At 61.8% G+C, this 18,708-nt stretch carries 12 protein-coding genes; 2 read left to right on the forward strand and 10 right to left on the reverse strand.

The annotated features are described in order from the left end of the window. Positions 1–32: 32 nt before the first annotated feature. The 7 genes from G4C92_RS03080 to rfbB form a co-directional block, all read right to left on the reverse strand. Positions 33–3,455, reverse strand: coding sequence for a glycosyltransferase family 2 protein (locus G4C92_RS03080; RefSeq protein WP_274941138.1), 3,423 nt, complete (start codon positions 3,453–3,455; stop codon positions 33–35). Further along, entirely contained in the window at positions 3,452–4,378 is a 927-nt protein-coding gene (locus G4C92_RS03085; RefSeq protein WP_274941139.1) for a class I SAM-dependent methyltransferase, read from the reverse strand. The genes G4C92_RS03080 and G4C92_RS03085 overlap by 4 nt, the downstream gene beginning before the upstream one ends. Positions 4,379–4,387: 9 nt before the next feature. After that, the gene (locus G4C92_RS03090) at positions 4,388–5,686 is read right to left on the reverse strand and encodes an ABC transporter ATP-binding protein (protein ID WP_274941140.1); all 1,299 of its coding nucleotides are present in this window, start codon (positions 5,684–5,686) and stop codon (positions 4,388–4,390) included. Between the two features lie 51 nt (positions 5,687–5,737). Further along, complete coding sequence (locus tag G4C92_RS03095; protein ID WP_274941141.1) at positions 5,738–6,556, reverse strand: ABC transporter permease; 819 nt, start codon at positions 6,554–6,556, stop codon at positions 5,738–5,740. 4 nt (positions 6,557–6,560) lie between these two features. Continuing rightward, positions 6,561–7,127 (reverse strand): dTDP-4-dehydrorhamnose 3,5-epimerase, encoded by a 567-nt coding sequence (gene rfbC / locus G4C92_RS03100; protein WP_274941142.1) that lies wholly within the window; start codon positions 7,125–7,127, stop codon positions 6,561–6,563. A gap of 126 nt (positions 7,128–7,253) precedes the next feature. Next, a complete protein-coding gene (gene rfbA / locus G4C92_RS03105) occupies positions 7,254–8,138 on the reverse strand; it encodes a glucose-1-phosphate thymidylyltransferase RfbA (protein ID WP_274941143.1) in 885 nt (294 codons plus the stop codon). A 5-nt stretch (positions 8,139–8,143) separates the two neighbouring features. Continuing rightward, positions 8,144–9,226: a dTDP-glucose 4,6-dehydratase gene (gene rfbB / locus G4C92_RS03110; protein WP_274941144.1), complete on the reverse strand. Its 1,083-nt coding sequence runs from the start codon at positions 9,224–9,226 to the stop codon at positions 8,144–8,146. A gap of 310 nt (positions 9,227–9,536) precedes the next feature. On the opposite strand from rfbB, the gene G4C92_RS03115 reads away from it, so the two are divergent. Together G4C92_RS03115 and G4C92_RS03120 are read left to right on the forward strand one after the other, a co-directional pair. After that, positions 9,537–11,588, forward strand: coding sequence for a hypothetical protein (locus tag G4C92_RS03115; RefSeq protein WP_274941145.1), 2,052 nt, complete (start codon positions 9,537–9,539; stop codon positions 11,586–11,588). A gap of 19 nt (positions 11,589–11,607) precedes the next feature. Then, entirely contained in the window at positions 11,608–14,391 is a 2,784-nt protein-coding gene (locus G4C92_RS03120) for a YfhO family protein (RefSeq protein WP_274941146.1), read from the forward strand. Between the two features lie 115 nt (positions 14,392–14,506). Here the strand turns inward: G4C92_RS03120 and G4C92_RS03125 are convergent, their stop codons facing one another. The 3 genes from G4C92_RS03125 to G4C92_RS03135 are packed head-to-tail and all read right to left on the reverse strand — an operon-like array spanning position 14,507 to position 18,671. Beyond that, positions 14,507–15,475 (reverse strand): glycosyltransferase family 2 protein, encoded by a 969-nt coding sequence (locus tag G4C92_RS03125; RefSeq protein ID WP_274941147.1) that lies wholly within the window; start codon positions 15,473–15,475, stop codon positions 14,507–14,509. Between the two features lie 12 nt (positions 15,476–15,487). Next, entirely contained in the window at positions 15,488–17,335 is a 1,848-nt protein-coding gene (locus G4C92_RS03130) for a thiamine pyrophosphate-binding protein (protein WP_274941148.1), read from the reverse strand. 7 nt (positions 17,336–17,342) lie between these two features. After that, positions 17,343–18,671, reverse strand: coding sequence for a phenylacetate--CoA ligase family protein (locus G4C92_RS03135; protein WP_274941149.1), 1,329 nt, complete (start codon positions 18,669–18,671; stop codon positions 17,343–17,345). Between the last annotated feature and the right edge of the window lie 37 nt (positions 18,672–18,708).

Raw genomic sequence — 18,708 nt, forward strand, 5'->3', positions numbered from 1 at the left:
CAGACGATCTTCCTCGCAGGAGGCTGCGTCTGTCAGTCGGCCGGCATCCCTCCCCGCAGGGAGAAGTCCGGTCTGTCGGTCGAAAGATTCGGGTTGTAATACGGGTCGCCGTGCTGAAAGACGTCCGGCCACCTCCGGCGGAGAATCTCCGCCTCCCGCTCAAGGCGCGCATGCCGCGCCGGGTCCGCCTCCTCCGCGTCCGAGCCGCGGGTAGCGGATTCGTCATGAAGGAGACGCGCGTAGGCGTCGGCGACCACCAGCAGCTTCCGCTCTCTCACCTTCAGGCAGTAATCGATATCGTTATAGGCCACCGCCAGCGATTCCTCAAAGCCGCCGAGGGCGAGGAAAAGCTTTCGTTCCGTCATCATCGCGGCCGCCGTCACCGCGCTGACGTCCTGGGTCGCGCGGGCCCGGCTTCCCTCCGGAAACGCGTCCGCCCTCATGCCGCCGAACATATGACACGCCACGCCTCCGCAGATTCCCAGGATGACGCCGCAGTGCTGAATCCGGCCGTCCGGGTACGTCAGATACGCGCCGACCGCGCCCACGTCCGGTCTCTGACAGTATCCGAGCATCTCTTCCATCCAACCGGGTTCGAGCACTTCCGTATCATTGTTGAGGAAGAGCAGGTACTCTCCCTCCGCCTCCCGGGCCGCGAAGTTGTTGATCCGGGCGTAGCTGAATTCCGGTTCCGGCCACCGGACGACCTTCACCCGCGGATCCTCGTCCGTCAGTTTCGTGTAGAGGTTCTCCGTTGCCTCCTCCCGGCTTCCATTCTCGATGATCCGTATTTCATAGTTCCGGTAATCCGTCCGCTCAAGGATCGAGCGGACACACCGGGACAGAAGGTCCGGACGGTCCCGGTTCGGAATCAGAATCGAAACCTTCGGCTCGCCTGTCACGGCAAACCGTGTGCGGTAATGACCGGCTTCGGATGTATCCGTCACCTCCGCCCGTACGCCGAGGCGGCGCCAGTGCGCTTCCACAGCCCGCCGCCCGTTCTCAAAGGCATAGCGTTTGCTGTCCGGACTCGCCGCGGTCGATCCTTCGTGTGAACGCCAGTGATAGAGCGCCTTCGGCACATGCGCCACCGAACGGGCTCTCTCCGACGCCCGGAGGACCAGATCATAGTCCTGCGCTCCGTCACAGGCCGGATCGAGGCCGCCGGTCTCCCCGAGAAGCGTCGCGCGGATCGCCAGAAAGTGGCAGATATAGTTGGTGCCCGCCAGATAATCCGGATCAAAATCCGGCTTGAAATTCGGCGCGAAGAGGAAACGGCCCGTCACGGACATCTTGTCCTCGTCCGTGTAGACGAGATCCGCCTCCGGATCCCGGTTGACCGCGTTCACGATCTCCCAGAGCGCGGAAGGATCCAGCACGTCGTCGTGGTCGGCAAAGGCGATCCACTCTCCCTTTGCCTCCCGGATCGCGGCGTTGGTATTCTCCGAGATGCCTCCGTTTTTCTCCAGATGGATATAGCGGATCCGGCTCTCGCCGGGTGCGGCGGCCCGAAGGAAGGCGCCCAGCGCGTCCGTCCGGCTTCCGTCCGCGAGACAGAGCTCCCACTTTCCGTAGGTCTGGGCCCGTACCGAGTCAACCAGCTCCTTCAGGAAGGCCGGCGGCGTGTCGTAAAGCGGAACGACGAGGCTGATCAGCGGTTCATATCCGAAACGGGCGGCCCGTTCCGCGGTCCGCTCCGCCTCCGTCTTCTCGCGGTCCATTGCCCATTCGTCGTACCCGGTGACCGGAAGCGTTTCTCCCGGCGGCAGCGCTTTCCGGCGCGCCGCCCGCGCCGCGCGCCGCCGGATCGGATCAGCGATCAGCCCCACCGGTTCCCGGAGCACGCCGCGGGGCGTCTCCGCCTGAAGGATCAGCGGCAGCTCGCCGAGACGGTCGTAATCGATTTCGATATGAAATCCGGGCCGGCGGTCTTCCGTAAGTCCCAGCGCTTTCGTCACATCCTTCCGCTCCGTCCGGCTGATCCGGACGGACGCGTCGCGGCCGTCCGGCCGCAGCACCCTGAGCCGCTCTCCCGGGAATTCCGGGTCCGCAGCCCAGCCGAGAATATGGATCGCGTCCGGTGCGGGCTTCCGGCGGTCCACCGTGAGGTAAATGCCCGCGCCGTTGGCCACATCGGGGCGGATGGAGGCAAACGGATCGCTTTTCCCGAGGCGGGCGCGTGCGGCGCGGTACGCGCGGACGCCCCGCGTCGCCTCGGCGGCGCGCAGCGCGTCCGTCATCCGGTCCACGGTCCGATACGCGCTGTCAAGACGCGCCTCCAGCTCCCGCGTCTCTCTCCGCTGCGCGGCGAGCACTTCGGCGGCACCCTTCGTCACCTGTTCGCGTCCGGCTCTGATCTCCGCCTCCACGACGAGGCGCGCCGCCCCGTCCGGGACGGAAAAGAGAAGCTGGGGATCCGGCGCGGGGAAGACATAGAAGCCGCCGTCTGCCATGAACCCGTTCGACCCGATCTGATCCGGACGAACCGTCCGGCCGTCAATCCAGACGCCGCGGAGCGCGACGCAGACCGGCAGCTCCGTCGGATCCAGCCGGACCGCCCGAATTCCCGAAAGCGAAACATCCGCCCTGATCCGTCCCGCTTCATCCGCGGTGAGAGCGGCGGTATCCGCCTCTGTAAAGCCCGCCCCGTGATCGAAGTAAAGGACAGCGCGCGCCCCGCAGCTCCCCCGGCCTGCGTCGCCGCCGGTCAGTTCCGCGAGCGTCGCCGCGCCCTTTGTCACTTCCGGATAGAGCTTCCAGAGCGGCGTGCCGCCCTGGCTGATCCACGCCTGAAACGACTCCTCCATCGTCTGAAAAAGAGTCAGATCGGCCGGATCAACTCCGACGGCGCGGTACAGACGGTCCGCCGGCAGATCCCGCCGGGCAGAGCTGCCCTCCGCATAGTAATGCACCAGCCGCCACTTGATGAAGGCGGCCGGAACCGGAAAAGGCATCGTCCACTCATAGTCGATCACATGGTACAGGCCGTCCCTCAGAATGACGTTGCCGGCAACCAGATCGAGGTCCGAGACAGCCGGCGCCATCCATTCTTTCTCACGGAGTTTCTCCGGAAAAACCGCGCGGAACGCGTCCGTCACGGCAAACGGCCGGTCCGCCGTCCGGTCGATCTCGGCGGCGAAGTCCGCCAGATCCTGAAGCAGGCCGTCGAGGTCATCCGGAAGCCGGCGGTCCAGCTTCTGCTCCAGCGTCTCCCCCTCGAGGAACTCGAAGACAGCCGCTCCCTCCTCAAGGCGCACCCGGTTCGCTCTGAGGCGCGTGCCCGCAAAGAGACGGTCCAGCTCGCGTCCGATCCGTTCCTGCGCCCCGATATGCGCCTCCGACTCCGGCCGAAGCGCCCGCTTCCGGACGGATCTGGTCCCGTTTTCCTCGGAAATCTCGGTCACGATCTGAAACGCGGGCCCGCGGTCATTGGAAAATTTTGAGAAGAGGATCATGCCTTCCCTCCCGTGAGATCCACCAGAAACGAGTTGGAGAACAGCGGAAAGAGCCCGTCCCCGATCAGCGCGTCCCACGCCCGCGTCTCGTCGAAGAGCACCATCCGCTGCCGGTCGTAATTGACCAGATTATTCCGAAGCTCCCCCTTCTTCGGCAGCCATCCGTCAGAATAGACCGCCATCGGAAGCTTGTAGTCCGGATAGGGATAATAGAATGTCCAGTCCGCCGCTCCTGTCTCCCGGAAGAGACGGACCAGAGCGGGCTTCGAGAAGGTATGGGCATACTTCGTCTCCGGATAGTTCTCGATTCCGTCGAAGAAGCGGCCGGAATGATCCTCCCGGCATCCCGCGAAATACTTGAGGCCCAGCCGGTTCTCGATCGCGATCAGAAGATGGCCGCCGGGGCGCAGATGCCCCAGCACGATCCGGAGAAAATCCGCATAAGGCTGATCCGAATGAATGTAGCTGCTCCCGTACTCGAAAACGCCGATCAGCGTGATCACGTCATAATCCCGGGGCAGCTTCTTCTCCACGTCCTCGAAGTTGCCGAGCCGGATCTCGAGATTGCCCGCGTTCCGGTTCCGGTACGCATTGACAAGACTTCTCTTCTTCGAGAGATCGACGCAGGTGACCGATCCGGCCGCCCGCACGAGGGCCGGCGTCACCGCGCCGCAGCCCGACCCGATCTCCAGCACCCGGTCCGTTTTCCGGAACGGGTACCAGCTGACAATGTTCTGACGCACCGACGAGAAGTGATACATCACCGGCCATGATTTCCGCTCCGCGCAGACGATGTCGAAGCGGGACGGGTTCTCGTTCCGCGCGATCTCAAGCAGCTCGTCCTCCACCGCGCCGTCCGAGTAAAGGTCCCGGCCCGGATAATCGTCCTCGTTGATGCGCACCGATCCGATGATCTGATCCATCGCATTCCCTCACTTCTCCGCCGTCAGCTTCTTCAGCGTCACCTCGGAATTCATGTCGTAGAAGCCCACCGTGTTCTTCGCCGAAATCACCGTCACGTTCAGCACATCATAAAGGCGGTGAAACACCCGGAAGGATCCGGCCTGATAGCCGGTACAGCCGAAGCTCAGGAGATACTCGCCGCCCTGTAGATTCATCTCCTGACGGAAGGAGACCTCGATTTCGTCCCCCGCCTCCATGCTCTCAACAGGCGCCTTCTCGAACATCGTATTGGTTCCGGTGATCTCGGTGCCCTGGAGATTCTTGACTGTATAGGCGAAGATCGGATTCTCCACGCGCTGTGTAAAATGCACCCGCATCCGGATCGTAAACGGCTCTCCCTTGTTGAGCGCGTTGGTCTCCCGTCCGTCCTGATCGAAGGTCAGGACCTGCAGGATCCTGGCCTGACCCTCGCCGTATTCAAGCGTGTCGGGGTTCATCGGAAGGTGTCCGGTGAGCGGAACATCCTTCGCCACCGCCCGGGCGCCCTCCGGTTCGTTCTTCTTCCCGTCCTGCTCCCCGTCGCCCAGATGGACCAGCAGCTTCTTGTAGAGATCGACCATCTCCTTCGGTCCGCCCTCCGCGACCCTGACGCCCTTGTTGAGCAGGACCACCCGGTCGCAGTACTTCGAGACGGAGCTTAAATCATGGCTCACGAACAGGATCGTCTTGCCTTCCTTCTTGAACTCCTCGAATTTATGGTAGCATTTGGCCTGAAAGAAGACGTCGCCCACCGAGAGCGCCTCGTCCACGATGAGAATCTCAGGGTCGATGTTGATCGCCACCGCGAACGCGAGCCGGACGAACATGCCGGAGGAATAGGTCTTGCAGGGCTGGTAGACGAAGTCGCCGATGTCCGCGAAATCGAGGATGTCCTCGAGCTTCGCGTCGATCTCCTCCTTCGAGAAGCCGATCATCGTGCCGTTCAGGTATACGTTCTCGATCCCGGTGTACTCCATATTGAAGCCGGCGCCCAGCTCAAGCAGAGCGGAGATCCGGCCGTTCACCCTCACCTCTCCGGATGTGGGCGTCAGCACGCCGGTGATGATCTTCAGGATGGTGGATTTTCCCGAGCCGTTCGTCCCGATGATGCCCACCGTCTCACCCTTCCGGACGCTGAAGCTCACGTCGTCGAGCGCCCTGATCTCCTTCGAGTACCGGTGCTTCTTCCGGCCGATGCCGAACTCCTCCCTCAGACGGTCCGAGGGCTTCCGGTACAGCCGGTATGCCTTTGTCAGATGCGATACCTCGATTGCGTTTTCTGCTTCCATCCGGCCTCCCTCCGGTTCCGGCGAACCGGTTCACCGCCTTTCCGTTTTGTTTTACAGCACGTCCGCGAAATGCCGTCTCAGCTTCTGGAACACATGAGTGCCGAACAGCAGCAGCGCCGCGGTCCAGGTCCAGAAATAGAGATTGTACCATCCGTGCTCCCAGAACCAGGTACGGCCGTAGATCGCGTCGCGGTAGCCGGTCACGACATAATTGAAAGGATTGATCCGGAACAGGAACGCCCAGGACCGTGTCTCGAAGGACTTCAGCACGAACATGATCGGCATCGACCAGACCGCCACCTGCATGAAAATGCTGATGATCTGAGAGAGGTCCCTGAAAAAGACCACGACCGCGCACGTCCCGTAGACGATGCCCAGGCAGAAAAGGAACATGGCGAAAAAATAATACGGCAGCTGCAGCAGCGTCAGCGAGGGACGGATGCCGTAGCAGAGCGCGATCACCATCGCCACCAGCACAAAGAATACATGCACAAATAAAGCGGAGACCGCCTTCACCATCGGCAGGACGCCGATCTCGAAGACGACCTTCTTCACAAGATAACTGTATTCGAGAAGCACATTGGTGCCCGAGACCATCAGCTCCTGGCAGTAGAACCAGGGGACAATGCCGCAGGTCAGATAGAGCACGAAGGGTACGCTCGTCTGGGTCTGAGTCCGGAAACCGAGTCCGAAGACCAGCCAGTAGACCAGTACGGTCACAACCGGCTGGACAAACGCCCAGATAATGCCGAGATAGGACCCGGCATAGCGGGTCCGGAAATCATTTTTCGCCAGCTTTACGATCAGCCTCCGGTTCCTGTGGATCTCGGAAGGAAGGCTGATCAGAAACGGTTTCTTTTTTTCTGTCATGCAGTCAGGCTCCGAACCGCGCCCGCGTGTATTCCCGGAAGGATCCCCACTTCGTATCCTTGTCGGAGAGGTTGAGCGGAACATTCTCCAGCAGCGGCCACTTCACGTCCAGATCCGGATCGTTCCACGCGAGGCCGCCCTCGTCGTTGGGATGATAGAAATCCGTGCACTTGTAGCAGAACTCCGCCTCGTCCGACAGGACGTAGAAGCCGTGCGCGAAATTCTTCGGGATGAAGAACTGCTTCTTGTTCTCCTCGCTCAGCAGCACGCCGTACCATTTGCCGTAGGTATCCGATCCTTCCCGCAGATCGACGGCCACATCGAAGACCTCGCCCCGGACGACCCGGACCAGCTTGTCCTGCGGATAGTGAATCTGGAAATGCAGTCCGCGGAGAACGCCTCTCGTGGAGCTCGACTGGTTGTCCTGCACAAAAGTCTGCGGGATGCCGGCTTCCCTGAAGTCGTTGTAATTGTAGGTCTCCATGAAATAACCCCGGCGGTCGCCGAAGACGGTCGGCGTGATCACCTTCAGTCCCTCGATGCCGCAGGTCTCAACCTGAATCTTTCCCATCTCTCATCCGTCCTTTCCGAACCGGCCGCATCCTGACGGCGCACCGGCCCGCTCTTCGCGGCGTCCGCCCGGACGCCGCGTCCCCCTTCTCCCTGTGTTTTGTTCAGGACTCCGGCCGCTGTTTCTTCAGCGGACCCCAGAGCCGAGTCCCTCCGCGATATCCATCAGATACTGGCCGTAGGCGGTCTTCATCAGCGGCTGCGCCAGCTTCACCAGCTGATCACGGTCAATGAAGCCCCGCTTGTAGGCGATCTCCTCGATGCAGGAGATATACAGGCCCTGTCTCTTTTCAAAAGCCGCGACAAAATCCGCCGCATCAAGCAGCATGTCGTGATTGCCGGTATCGAGCCAGGCAAATCCCCGGCCCAGCGTCTCCACGAAGAGATCGCCCCGGCGGAGATACTCGTTGTTGACACTGGTGATCTCGAGCTCGCCCCGCGCGGAAGGCTTCACGTTTCTCGCGATCTCCACGACGTCGTTGTCGTAGAAATAAAGCCCCGGCACCGCGTAGTTGGACTTCGGGCGCTCCGGCTTCTCCTCGATGGAGATCGCCCGCCCGTCCTTGTCGAATTCAACGACGCCGTACTCTCTCGGATCTTTCACGTAGTAGCCGAAGATCGTCGCGCCCTTCTCCCGCTCCGCCGCCGCCCGAAGCACCCGGGAGAAGCTCTGGCCGTAGAAGATATTGTCGCCCAGCACCAGCGCGACCCGGTCGTTTCCGATGAAATCGGCGCCGAGAATGAAGGCTTCCGCCAGTCCGTTGGGCTTCGGCTGGACCTTGTATGTGAAATGCATGCCGAGCTGGCTTCCATCTCCGAAGAGTTCCTCGAAGGCCGGAAGATCCCGCGGCGTCGAGATGATCAGAATATCCCGGATCCCCGCCAGCATCAGCGTGGACAGCGGATAATAGATCATCGGCTTGTCATAGACCGGCATCAGCTGCTTGCTGACCGCTTTTGTCAGCGGGTAAAGACGCGTACCGCTGCCTCCCGCCAGAATGATTCCCTTCATCGCGCTCACCTCTGTCCGTACATGCTCTGATAGTAGTTCTGATAGGCGCCGGAGGTCACATGGTCCATCCAGTCGGTATGCTCAAGATACCAGGCCACGGTCTTCCGGATGCCGTCCTCGAAATTTGTCTCGGGGTACCAGCCCACCTCCGCCCGGATCTTGTCCGGCGCGATGGCGTAGCGGCGGTCATGACCCTTCCGGTCGGTCACATATGTGATCAGGTCGTCGGAGACAAGGGCCTTTCTCGGATCGCTGTCCGGCAGCAGCTCCTTCAGCGTATTCAGCACGGTATGTACGATCTGAATGTTTTGCCGCTCGTTATGGCCGCCGATGTTGTAGGTCTCGAAGAGCCTGCCCTTCTCCTGCACCATGTCGATTCCCTTGCAGTGATCCTCCACATACAGCCAGTCGCGGATATTCTTTCCGTCGCCGTACACCGGCAGCGCGCGCCCGTGAAGCGCGTTGTTGATGAGAAGCGGGATCAGCTTTTCCGGGAACTGATACGGTCCGTAGTTGTTGCTGCAGTTGGTGATGTTCGCCGGGAAATGATAGGTGTCCATAAACGCCTTGACCATAAAGTCAGAGGACGCCTTCGAAGCCGAGTAGGGGCTGTGGGGATCGTACTTCGTCGTCTCATGGAAATACTCGTTCGGATCCGAGAGAGAGCCGTACACTTCGTCCGTGGAAACATGAAGGAACTTGTGATCCTCCGGATAGCTTCCGTCCTCCCGCTCCCATGCCGCCCGCGCCGCGTTCAGCATCGTCAGCGTGCCCAGCACGTTGGTGCGGACGAACAGGGTGGGATCCTTGATGCTCCGGTCCACATGGCTCTCGGCCGCGAAATGGACCACCCGGTTGATGTCGTTCTCCCGGAACAGCCGGCCGATCGTCTCCGCATCGCAGACATCCGCCTTCACAAAGGTGTAGTTGTCCCGCTTCTCCACATCTCTCAGGTTTTCCAGATTTCCCGCGTATGTCAGCTTGTCCACATTGATGATCCGGATCGAGCCGCCATACTTCCGGAACATGTAATGAATGTAATTGGATCCGATAAAGCCGGCTCCGCCGGTCACGAGATACGTGCGCATAATCCCCTCTTCTTTCCTTTCAGACGCTTCGCTTTCCTTCTGTTCTTCTCCGGCCGCCCGCTTTCCGGGCCTGACGGCCGTCCGGCCCCCGCTTTCCGTCTCCGGGCCGTTTTCCGGCCCGCGCTTCCTGTTCGCAGAGCCGTTCTGCTGCCGATGTCTTTCCTTTTATGGATCACGCTCACAGCATAGCGACGCTATTATAGCATCGCGGAAAGGCATTTGCAAATGGACTTCGGCTTGCCCTTACGGACCGGCGCGATGTACAATTTCACCTGTAAATAATAAGATACGGATCCGGAGGAAGCGAGTTATGAATCAGTCAGTTGTACGGAACGGAACGGGGAAGCGGCGCATCCTGCTCTCCTGCGCCTTCGGGGGGCTTGTATTTCTTCTCTGGCTGGCCTTCTGGAACGCCGGCCTCTTTCCGTCGGACGAGGAGGAGATCTTCGTCAAGGGCTACGCGATGGCTCACGGCAAGGTGCTTTACCGGGACCTGATCTCCCAGCATATGCCTCTTCCCTACCAGTTTGCGGCTCTCTTCGCCGCGGCGGGCGCGCACTCCGTTACCGGCTTCCGGATCGGCTTCTATCTGCTCTTCGGCCTGCTGGCCGGCCTCTGCTTCTTCCGCTGCGCGCCGCGCTTCGGCGCCCGGACGGTCGCCGCCGCCCAGCTTATCTATCTTTCGGTGATCGCCTCCCTCGAGAACGGGACGGTGATCCTCGCCGACCAGCTGGAAGCGGCCGGGCTAGCCCTTCTGTTCTTCGAGCTGCTTCTGTTTTTCCGGGAACGCCGCCTCACGGGCGTCTCCGCCGTCTTCATCAGTCTCGCTTCCTCACTGGCCTTTCTCAGTTCCTTCGCCGCGGTCTTTCCTGTCTTCGCCTGCTTTCTGGGCGTCCTCGCCGTGGAGATCCGGGACACGGCCGCCGCGAAGGAAAACCCCGGCCGCTGTATCCTGCGTCTTCTCCGACGGTATGTGCCGCTGATGTTTCTCATGCTCCTTCCGCTGACGCTGGAGGCAGCGTATCTCGCCTCCTCCGGCACCCTCCGGGCCTGCTTCGATGAGGCCTACCGCTTCAACACTGAGGTTTATCCGAAATACTATCCGGGCGGCTACGGCGGCAGCGTGCCGGCGTCGCTCCTGGGCGGGCTCACGAAGCTGGGTGCCGCCTTCCAGTTCAGCAGACTTTCCTTCACAGTCCTGCTGCAGATCGGCGTGCTGGGCCTCGCCCTCCTCTTCCTTGTCGACCGGGTGAAACGGGAAGCCGGATCGGGCCGGGGCCGGTGGGAAGCGGCGGCCGCCGCCTTCTATCTCGTCGCCTGCGCGACCCGGGGCTGCTTCGATTATCACGGTCTGCCCGCGGTGGCGGTGCTCTCCGTGATGGCCGCCTTCGTCCTTGAATCCAGGCGAGTCCACATCCGGGCGTGGGCCGGTCATACCCGTCTGCGGGCAGCCGCGGTTCTCCTGGTCCTCTGCGCCGCTTTTTCGCCGTATCTGGTCCGTTTCCCGAACCTGTTCCGGGTAGCGGCTCCGGAAACCGTACGGACGGATTCTCTCGCCTGGGCGCTGGACCAGCTGACGGAGCCGCTTGAAGAAATCGGCTTCACCAGCTATCAGCAGGATCTGCTTCTGGACGCCGGCGTGCTCGTCGCGACGAGGTACACCGGCTCCACGCCCTGGTACTGGGAGTGGGGCCGCACCGACTGTCTGAGCCAGCTCGAAGCCGATCCGCCGAAAATCTACGTCTACGACAGCACGCTCAACGTCTGGGGCTACGCGGTATCCCAGTACGCACCGGAAATCGGCGCGTTTCTTGACCGAAACTACCGCAGCCTCTCCGATCTCGGCTTCCCGTCCCTCTATGTCCGCAATGACTGCTACACGGAGGCCCACGCAAAGCTCGACCCGACGGTGCTCTACGGTTCCACGGAGGAAGGCCCGGACGCGGAGCCCCTCCGCGCAGGGCAGTCAGTCGGGGAAGTGTTTCACTGCCCGCTGACAACCGATATCGCGAATATCGAGGTCCGGGTCAACGGGGTGGAGCACCCCGAAAGTCTGCGTCTCCGCCTTGAACTGGAGGATGAAACGGCAGTCACCCGCCGGACGCTGACCGTCACCGATTTAAGCGGCTGGAGCGCCGGATCCGTCCGGACCGTCGCCTTCGATCCTGTCCGGCTTAAGAAAGATCATTCCTACCGTCTGCTTCTTTCACTCTCCGGTGACGGCTCGGTCACCTTCGCCCGAGGCAGAGAAACCGGCACCGCCGCCGTCGGCACGCAACGGGACGGGAAAACAGAGCCCTGGCTTCTGAGTCTGAGAATCGTGAAGGCTCAGACCGGTGTCGTGATGGTGGTCAGAAAATAAGACAGGAGAAAAATCGACGATGAAACGTACCACACCTGCCCGCGCGGCAGCCCGGGAGACGCTGCCGGTCCTCCTTGGCGGCAATCTGGTCTTTTTTGTGCTGTACAGCCGGTTTCTTACCGGCCGTGCCGTCTATCTGTACACGGATATCGGCTCCGATTCCGTCGCCTCCTCTCTCCCTCTGATCACCCTGCTGGAGCGTATGTTCCGCGCCGGACGCTTCGGGGGCTATGAACTCACCGCCGGCCTCGGGAGCGACACGACAGCAACCTTTATGAAGTACCTGAACCCGGTCAAGACGCCTCTGCTCTTTTTCACTCCCGGAACGCTCCCCGCCGGTCTGATGCTGACTCTCTTTCTTGAGATCAACTGCCTTCTCTTCTTCAGCTGGCTGTTCTTCCGTCGTCTTCTGGGGCATAAAACCGCCGCGGCGGCCGCCTCTCTGATCTGGACCTTCTCGGGGTATGTGACGCTGTGGAGTCAGAATCTGACCGCCGGGGCCGCGCTTGCGGCTTTCACCGTCATGATGGCCGCCCTGCTTCCGGTTCTCTTCGACCCGACGCCCCGCCGGGGTCTTATGCTCGCGCTGGCGATCGCGCTGCTTCTCCTCACGGATTACTACTATGCCTACATGTCGGCCTGGTTCGTGCTCGTCTTTGTTCTTTTCTTCGCCCTGAGACGCCGGATGCCGCTCCGCCGGACGGGGAACCGGATGCTGCTGATCCTCATGGCGGCCGCCGGAGCCTGCGGGCTGGCAGCCGCCTCCCTTGTCCCGGCCCTTTCCTCCTTCACCGGATCGGTCCGCACCGGAGCGGCGTCCGGCGTATTCCGCGGCATCGAGTGGAACAGTCCCGCCTCGCTCCTTACGTCTCTCGGCCGTCTGTTCTCCGTCAATCTCTTCGGCGCCGGATCGGATTACCGCGGAGCGGGCAACTACTATGAGCAGGCGGCTCTTTCCGTCTCCTGCCTCGCTCTTCCGTCTCTTTCAGACCGTCTTCTCAGCCGGAAGAGCCGCCCTTCGGCCATCGCCGCGCTGGCGCTGGGGCTTCTCGCCCTTTGCAGCAAAAATGCCGCCGCGCTGCTTCAGTTCAACCGGATGGTCCAGCGGTATTCCTTTCTGATCACCTTCGCGCTGACATGCGCCGTCGGATTCTTTCTGAAAGATCTGCTGACAGGAGCGGACCGGCGCCGCTGCCGCCGCTCCGCGGCGGCCGGCGCCGCGATCACGCTGGCCGCGCTGGCCGTCCTCCGAAAGCTGGACGGCCGCTTCGGCCTTGAGACCGATATCCGGGCGATGGGCCAGACCGCGGTCTTCGCGCTGCTCTTCTGCCTGCTGATCTTTCTGATCACCCGTACGGACCGTCCCGCTCCGGCCTGTCTCAGCCTTCTGCTTCCGCTCCTCATGGCAGAGCTGATCGTGACGAACCGTCCGACGCTCTACGACCGTGACTATGTGACACCTTCAGCCTATGCTTCGGTTCTCTCCTCCGGAGAGACGGGAAAGGCGGTGAAGGAGATCCGGAGCCGCGACAGCGGTCTCTTCCGGGTCGGGGCGACAGAGGATCCGACGGACGCCAATGTCGGCACGCGGCTCGGTTTTCCGGCTGCTTCCGTCTACAGCAGCACCAACCCGGCTTCTCTCGGTACGTTGAAGCAGGAGATGGGGCTGGGCCAGATCAGCGCGAACCACTTTGTCTCAGGCGGATCGGAATTCGGCGCCTTCCCGCTGCTGGGGGGCCGCTATCTGATCCGGAACCGCACGGAGCGTCTCTCGGACACACTGCCGGAAGCACTGTTCGAAACGATCCGTACCGACGAAGGCGCGCTCCGTGTAAGCCGGGTGCGGAATGCCCTGCCTTTCGGCTATCTCTACACACGGACCGTCTCCTCCGGTGCGCTCGCCTCACTTGCCTTCCCCCAGCGAATGCTGGCACTTTTTGGCGCCTGCCATCTGACGGGCGGCGGAACAGAAGAAGCCGGAGAAACGGCGGCGGACGGCATCAGCGGGCTTCCCGCCCTCAGCGGGTCGGAGATCAGCGCCCTTTCGGCCCGTCTCAGCTCCCGTGACCTTCTGGACAGCGGCACGGAAGCCAATCAGCTGACCGTCTCGGATGCCTCCGACTCCATCAGTGCGATGAAGGTTTTCAGGCCTTCCGGCTCCGATCCCTATCTCTACTACGATCTCGGCGGCGTCACGGCGAAAGGTTCGGTCCGCCTGCTCTCGATCCACGTTCGGGGTACCCGTTCGATGAGCAGCATCCGCCGGATGGAGGTCTTCTGTCTCCGCAAAGGGCAGACGGATCCGGATCCGGAGGACCGGCTGCCCTTCAGCATCGAACCGGGTATGCCGGATCTCCTGCTTCTCCTTCCGGACGAGGCGGCACGGATCCGGCTGGATTTCCCATCGGACGGCGGCACGACCCGGCTGAGCCGTCTCTCCGTCCTCACACTTGAAGACGCCGGCTCGCTTCTTGAGCCGCTCGCTTCCACCGATGTGTCCGGGATCCAGATGGACGGCGGCACCTACCGCGCATCCCTCCGCAGCGATAAAGACGGAATCTTCTGCGTTCCCGTCCTCTGGAATGCGAACTGGAGGGCGAAGGTCAACGGCCGGTCCGCAAAGGTTCTGAACATCAACGGCGGCCTCGTCGGGATCCCGGTTTCAGGCGGCAAATCCGACATCCGTCTCGTGTACCGGTCTTCGGAAAACCGGGCCGCGCTGCGGCTCTCCGGTTCTCTGCTCCTTCTCTGGCTGGCCGCGTACATCGCCGCCGCAAGACGGGAAAAGGCGCGGGGGCAATGAATCCCGCAATCCCTGCGCTTCCCCTTCCCCGGACGTCCGCAGGTTCTTCCCCCGCAGAAGACGCCCCGCCCGCGCTTCAAAGCGCGGACGGGGCGTCTTCATACCGGTCCGGCGGTTACTCCACCACCGGCGTATTGTCATCAAAATTGATCCGCTCCTCCTCCACTACCAGAGGACGGTCGAGCACTCTCTGGTTGATCGAAAGGATGTACTCGCCCAGAAGGCCGATGAAGAAGAGCTCCACGCCGCCGAGGAAGAACATGCCGATCACGAGCGGCGCCATGCCGGCCGGGAACCAGCTCCAGTGCAGCAGTTTTAAAATCAGGTACAGGATCGCCAGCACGAAGCTCACTGCCCCGATGAGAAAGCCGATGAAGGTGGCCAGTCGGAGAACGACCTTCGAGTAGGACGTAATCCCCACCATCGCCACATCGTAGAGGCTGTAGAAATTATTCTTGCTCTTTCCCGCGCGGCGCTTCGGCCGCTCATAGGGCACCGTCTGGTAATCATAGCCGAATTCGGCGATCATGCCGCGAAGGTAAGGCATCGGGTCGTGAATCTTCCGGACCACATCCACGAACGCCTTGTCATAGAGACCGAAGCCCGTGAAATTCTCGATGTGGCCGATGTCCGTGATCTTCCGCAGCAGACGGTAGTAACAGCGGCGCACCCAAGCCATGAACCGCCCCTCGTCAGTCTTCGACTTGATGCCGATGACGATCTTATGCCCCTTCTCCCACTCGTGAACCAGCGTCGGAATCAGCTCCGGCGGATCCTGGAAATCCGCGTTCAGCCGAACCACGCAGTCGCCGTATGCCTGACGGAGTCCGTGCACCGGGGAGCGCATCTGGCCGAAGTTTCTCGCGTTGAAGATGGCCCTGACATGGCGGTCCTTCTCACAGATTGAGCGGAGGATCGCCCGGGTGCGGTCCTTCGAATGATTATCGATGTAGATGATCTCATAGTCGTACGCCGGCAGCTGCTCCGTGAACACCTTCGTCAGCGTATCCGTCATCGGTCCCACGTTGTCTTCCTCATTGTAGGTCGGGATCACCACGGAAATCCGTTTTTTCTTCTCTTCCATCTTCTCCCCTGTCTATCTGCGCCGCTCGTTCTCCGTCAGCGGCACCTCCACGTTCTCCGCCAGCTCCTCCCGCGGAAGGAACGGCGCCATATCCTCGATGGGCGAGGACACCATCCGGCCGTCAGGAAGCTTCCGGGACGCGATCTTCGGCTCCGTCTTCTGAAGCGGCGAAACTTCAACCTCGATCAGCGCCGGCGCCTCCAGCTCCAGCGCGCTCCGCAAATCCGCCGATATCGTCTCGTTTCGCACGCACCGGGCAAAGCGGAATCCGAACAGGGATGCCAGCCCCGCGGGATCCGGGAATCCGAGATCGCCGCTTTCCGGTCCGATCCCGATCAGCGGGTCACGGAAATACGCGTGCTGTGTCTGACGGATCGAGTGATAGCCTCCGTTGCAGATCAGGAAAATCCGCACGGGCAGACGGTTCGTCGCGATGGTCTGCATTTCCTGAAGATTCATCATCAGAGATCCTTCTCCGGTGACCAGCGTCACCTCTCCGCCATCCGTGGCGCGGACAAGCCCGATGGCAGCCGGCAGTCCATAGCCCATCGAGGCTGTGGCGGAATTGGTGATAAACCGCTGTCCCTCCTTCACACGGAAGACCTGCGTTCCGGCCACCCGCGACGTTCCGCAGGAAGCCAGCACCATCGCGCCTTCCGGAAGCTGATCGGACAGCGCGTCGTAGAACCGGTAAATATTGGCGAGTCCGTCCGGCTGAGGGCCGCGCTCCGCCTCCGTCACCATCGGATAGCGCCGTTTCCTCTCCATGCAGCGGCGGAGCCAGGGCTGCGCCTTTGCGCAGAAGGGACGGGACGGCGAGGCGCCCTCCTCCTCGAGCGTCTCCGTCAGGCGAAGGATCAGCTCCTTCGCGTCCCCGATCACCGGGAGATCGACGCGGACATTCGGCTTCTTCAGTTCGTTCGGGTCCAGCTCGTTCAGAATCACAAAGGCGCCCCGCGCCCATTCCGTGTAATCAAAGCCGGTCTGAAGAAAGCTCAGACGGCTTCCGATGGAAAGATAAAGATCGCATCCGGCGACCGCGAAATTGCCGGACCGGCTTCCCGTCATGCCGGTGCGGCCGGCGAACAGCGGATGGTCTTCCGGCATCAGATCGACGGAGGACATGCCGCCGAGCGTCGGGATTCCGAGAAGCTCCGCGAGACGGCGGAACTCCCGCGCGGCCCCAGCCGAACGGACGCCGAAGCCGCCGAACAGAACCGGCCGCTCCGCCTCTCTGAGCTTTCTTATGATCTCCGCCACAGCCGCATCGCTGACCGGGGGAACCTGCTCATCCGGATCCTCCGCCGGATCATAGCCTTTCAGAGAAGCCGGATCAATCTCCGCCGCCTGCACGTCAAGCGGCACATCCAGCCAGACCGGCCCTCTGCGGCGGCTCATCATCAGATAAAGCGCCCGCTCGGCGCAGTACCGGACGTCCTCCGGACGCGTAATCATGACCGCGTACTTCGTCATCGCCTCCGCGCTCCGGGTGATGTCGAATTCCTGGATCCCCATGGACCGGAGCGGAAGTCCCGTGCTGCGCACGGTCGTCTCGTAGCGTGCCTGGCCGGAGATGATCAGCTGCGGGATCGACTCCATGTAGGCGCAGAGCACGCCGGTCATCGCGTTGGTCGCGCCCGGACCGGAGGTCACCAGCACGCAGGCCGGCCTCATCTCCGCTCTCGCGTAGGCCTCCGCCGCCATCGCGGCCGCCTGCTCATTGTGATGATAGGTGCAGCGCATCCTCGGACTGTGTCCGAAGGAATCGTCCAGATGCATCGCCCCGCCGCCGGTCACGAGGAAAACGTCCCGGATCCCCGCCTCCGCGGCCTTCTCAACCAGATAATCAGATACTTTCATCTCCGCCTCACAGATAGTCAGGGCAGCGCTGCTCGCATACCATCGTCTTGCCGGACTGCTGAACCGGAATCTCGTCAACGTACTCGACCTCGATCTCCGCGTCGTCCCCCAGATACTTCCGGTAGGAGGCCACGACCTCCGGCTCCTTCACCTTCGCGCCGATTTCCGCGTTGAGAAGGAGGCGGTACGAGGTGCGGGTCAGCTGAATGCAGCGGGCCTGGCGCAGCACGCCCTCGAAATTCAGCAGATTGTTCATGAAGACATGAATCGACAGCGGCTCCCCCTTTGTGTTCCGGATCAGAGAGCCGCGACGCCCGTAGATGTCTGTGAACACTTCCCTCACCCGTCCGTCCGCGTCCGGAATCCGGTTCAGAATGCCGGTATCGCCGGTATCGTACCGGATCATCGGAAAGGCCCGGTTGTAGAAATCCGTGACGACGATCCGTCCCGGTTCGCCCTCGTCCGCCGGCTCATCCGAATCCAGCTTCAGAATCTCCACATAGAAATTGTAGAGATCCACCGTATAGCCCTTCTGCCCCGGCAGCGAAACCGCGATGAAACCGTTCTCGTTGTTTCCGTATGAAAGCACAGGCCGGATGCCGAACAGTTCCTCCGCCTTCTCCCGTGTCGAATCCGGAAGCGCCTCGCCCATCGTGAAGATCATCTCGACGCTCCAGCCGCTGATATCGAGGGAGCTTCGCCCGATGTAATCCGTCAGTGCCGTGATCGCGCTTGAGTAGGCTACCAGCACCTGGATCCGCTCGTCGATGATCCGTTCGACGATGGCTCTCATGGCGGTGTCTCCCATATTCGAGATGTCGATCATCAGCAGGTTGTTGGTGAAGGAACGGAGGTTCGAGATCGTATTCTTTCCCCGGATCCAGGCCCGGAACTCGCCGCGCTTCATACCGAGACGGAACCCGTTCAGCTCCATCACCGCCATGAAATTCATATTGACCCGGTCCTGCTTCCCGTCGTCCGCCAGCACGGTGAACGGCGTCCCGGTGGAGCCGCTGGTGGAAAAGCGGTGCAGCTTCTCCCGGCGGTCCCTGTACTCATCGCTCAGCACTTCATCGAAATGCTCCACATAGTCCCGCTTCGTCATCACCGGAAAATCGCGGAGTGTCGGATGGTCCGGCAGCGACCGGTAGTAAGGCGAGCAGAGGGACGCGTAATCCATGACGGCCTGGAGGCGCCTTCTCCGATATTCCTCCGTTACCCCCCGGACGATCTCCGCCTTGTTGACGGCCAGCATCTTCTCCAGTCTGCCGCCCTGCACGCGGTCAAGCGCGGTCCAGGCGGTCCGCCGCAGCACTTCTCCTGCCTGCTTATGCATGATATTCGTCTCCTTTTCTCCTGAGTATATCCGTCCG

Origin of the sequence: Chordicoccus furentiruminis (assembly GCF_019355395.1) — a bacterium.
Lineage (GTDB): Bacteria > Bacillota > Clostridia > Lachnospirales > Lachnospiraceae > Chordicoccus > Chordicoccus furentiruminis.

Excerpts from the sequence above, each read along its gene's own strand:
- G4C92_RS03130 (WP_274941148.1), bottom strand. The coding sequence starts at position 17,335 with ATGAAAGTATCTGATTATCTGGTTGAGAAGGCCGCGGAGGCGGGGATC.
- G4C92_RS03095 (WP_274941141.1), bottom strand. The coding sequence starts at position 6,556 with ATGACAGAAAAAAAGAAACCGTTTCTGATCAGCCTTCCTTCCGAGATC.
- G4C92_RS03090 (WP_274941140.1), bottom strand. The coding sequence starts at position 5,686 with ATGGAAGCAGAAAACGCAATCGAGGTATCGCATCTGACAAAGGCATAC.
- rfbA (WP_274941143.1), bottom strand. The coding sequence starts at position 8,138 with ATGAAGGGAATCATTCTGGCGGGAGGCAGCGGTACGCGTCTTTACCCG.
- G4C92_RS03085 (WP_274941139.1), bottom strand. The coding sequence starts at position 4,378 with ATGGATCAGATCATCGGATCGGTGCGCATCAACGAGGACGATTATCCG.
- G4C92_RS03115 (WP_274941145.1), top strand. The coding sequence starts at position 9,537 with ATGAATCAGTCAGTTGTACGGAACGGAACGGGGAAGCGGCGCATCCTG.
- G4C92_RS03135 (WP_274941149.1), bottom strand. The coding sequence starts at position 18,671 with ATGCATAAGCAGGCAGGAGAAGTGCTGCGGCGGACCGCCTGGACCGCG.
- G4C92_RS03125 (WP_274941147.1), bottom strand. The coding sequence starts at position 15,475 with ATGGAAGAGAAGAAAAAACGGATTTCCGTGGTGATCCCGACCTACAAT.
- G4C92_RS03120 (WP_274941146.1), top strand. The coding sequence starts at position 11,608 with ATGAAACGTACCACACCTGCCCGCGCGGCAGCCCGGGAGACGCTGCCG.
- rfbC (WP_274941142.1), bottom strand. The coding sequence starts at position 7,127 with ATGGGAAAGATTCAGGTTGAGACCTGCGGCATCGAGGGACTGAAGGTG.
- G4C92_RS03080 (WP_274941138.1), bottom strand. The coding sequence starts at position 3,455 with ATGATCCTCTTCTCAAAATTTTCCAATGACCGCGGGCCCGCGTTTCAG.
- rfbB (WP_274941144.1), bottom strand. The coding sequence starts at position 9,226 with ATGCGCACGTATCTCGTGACCGGCGGAGCCGGCTTTATCGGATCCAAT.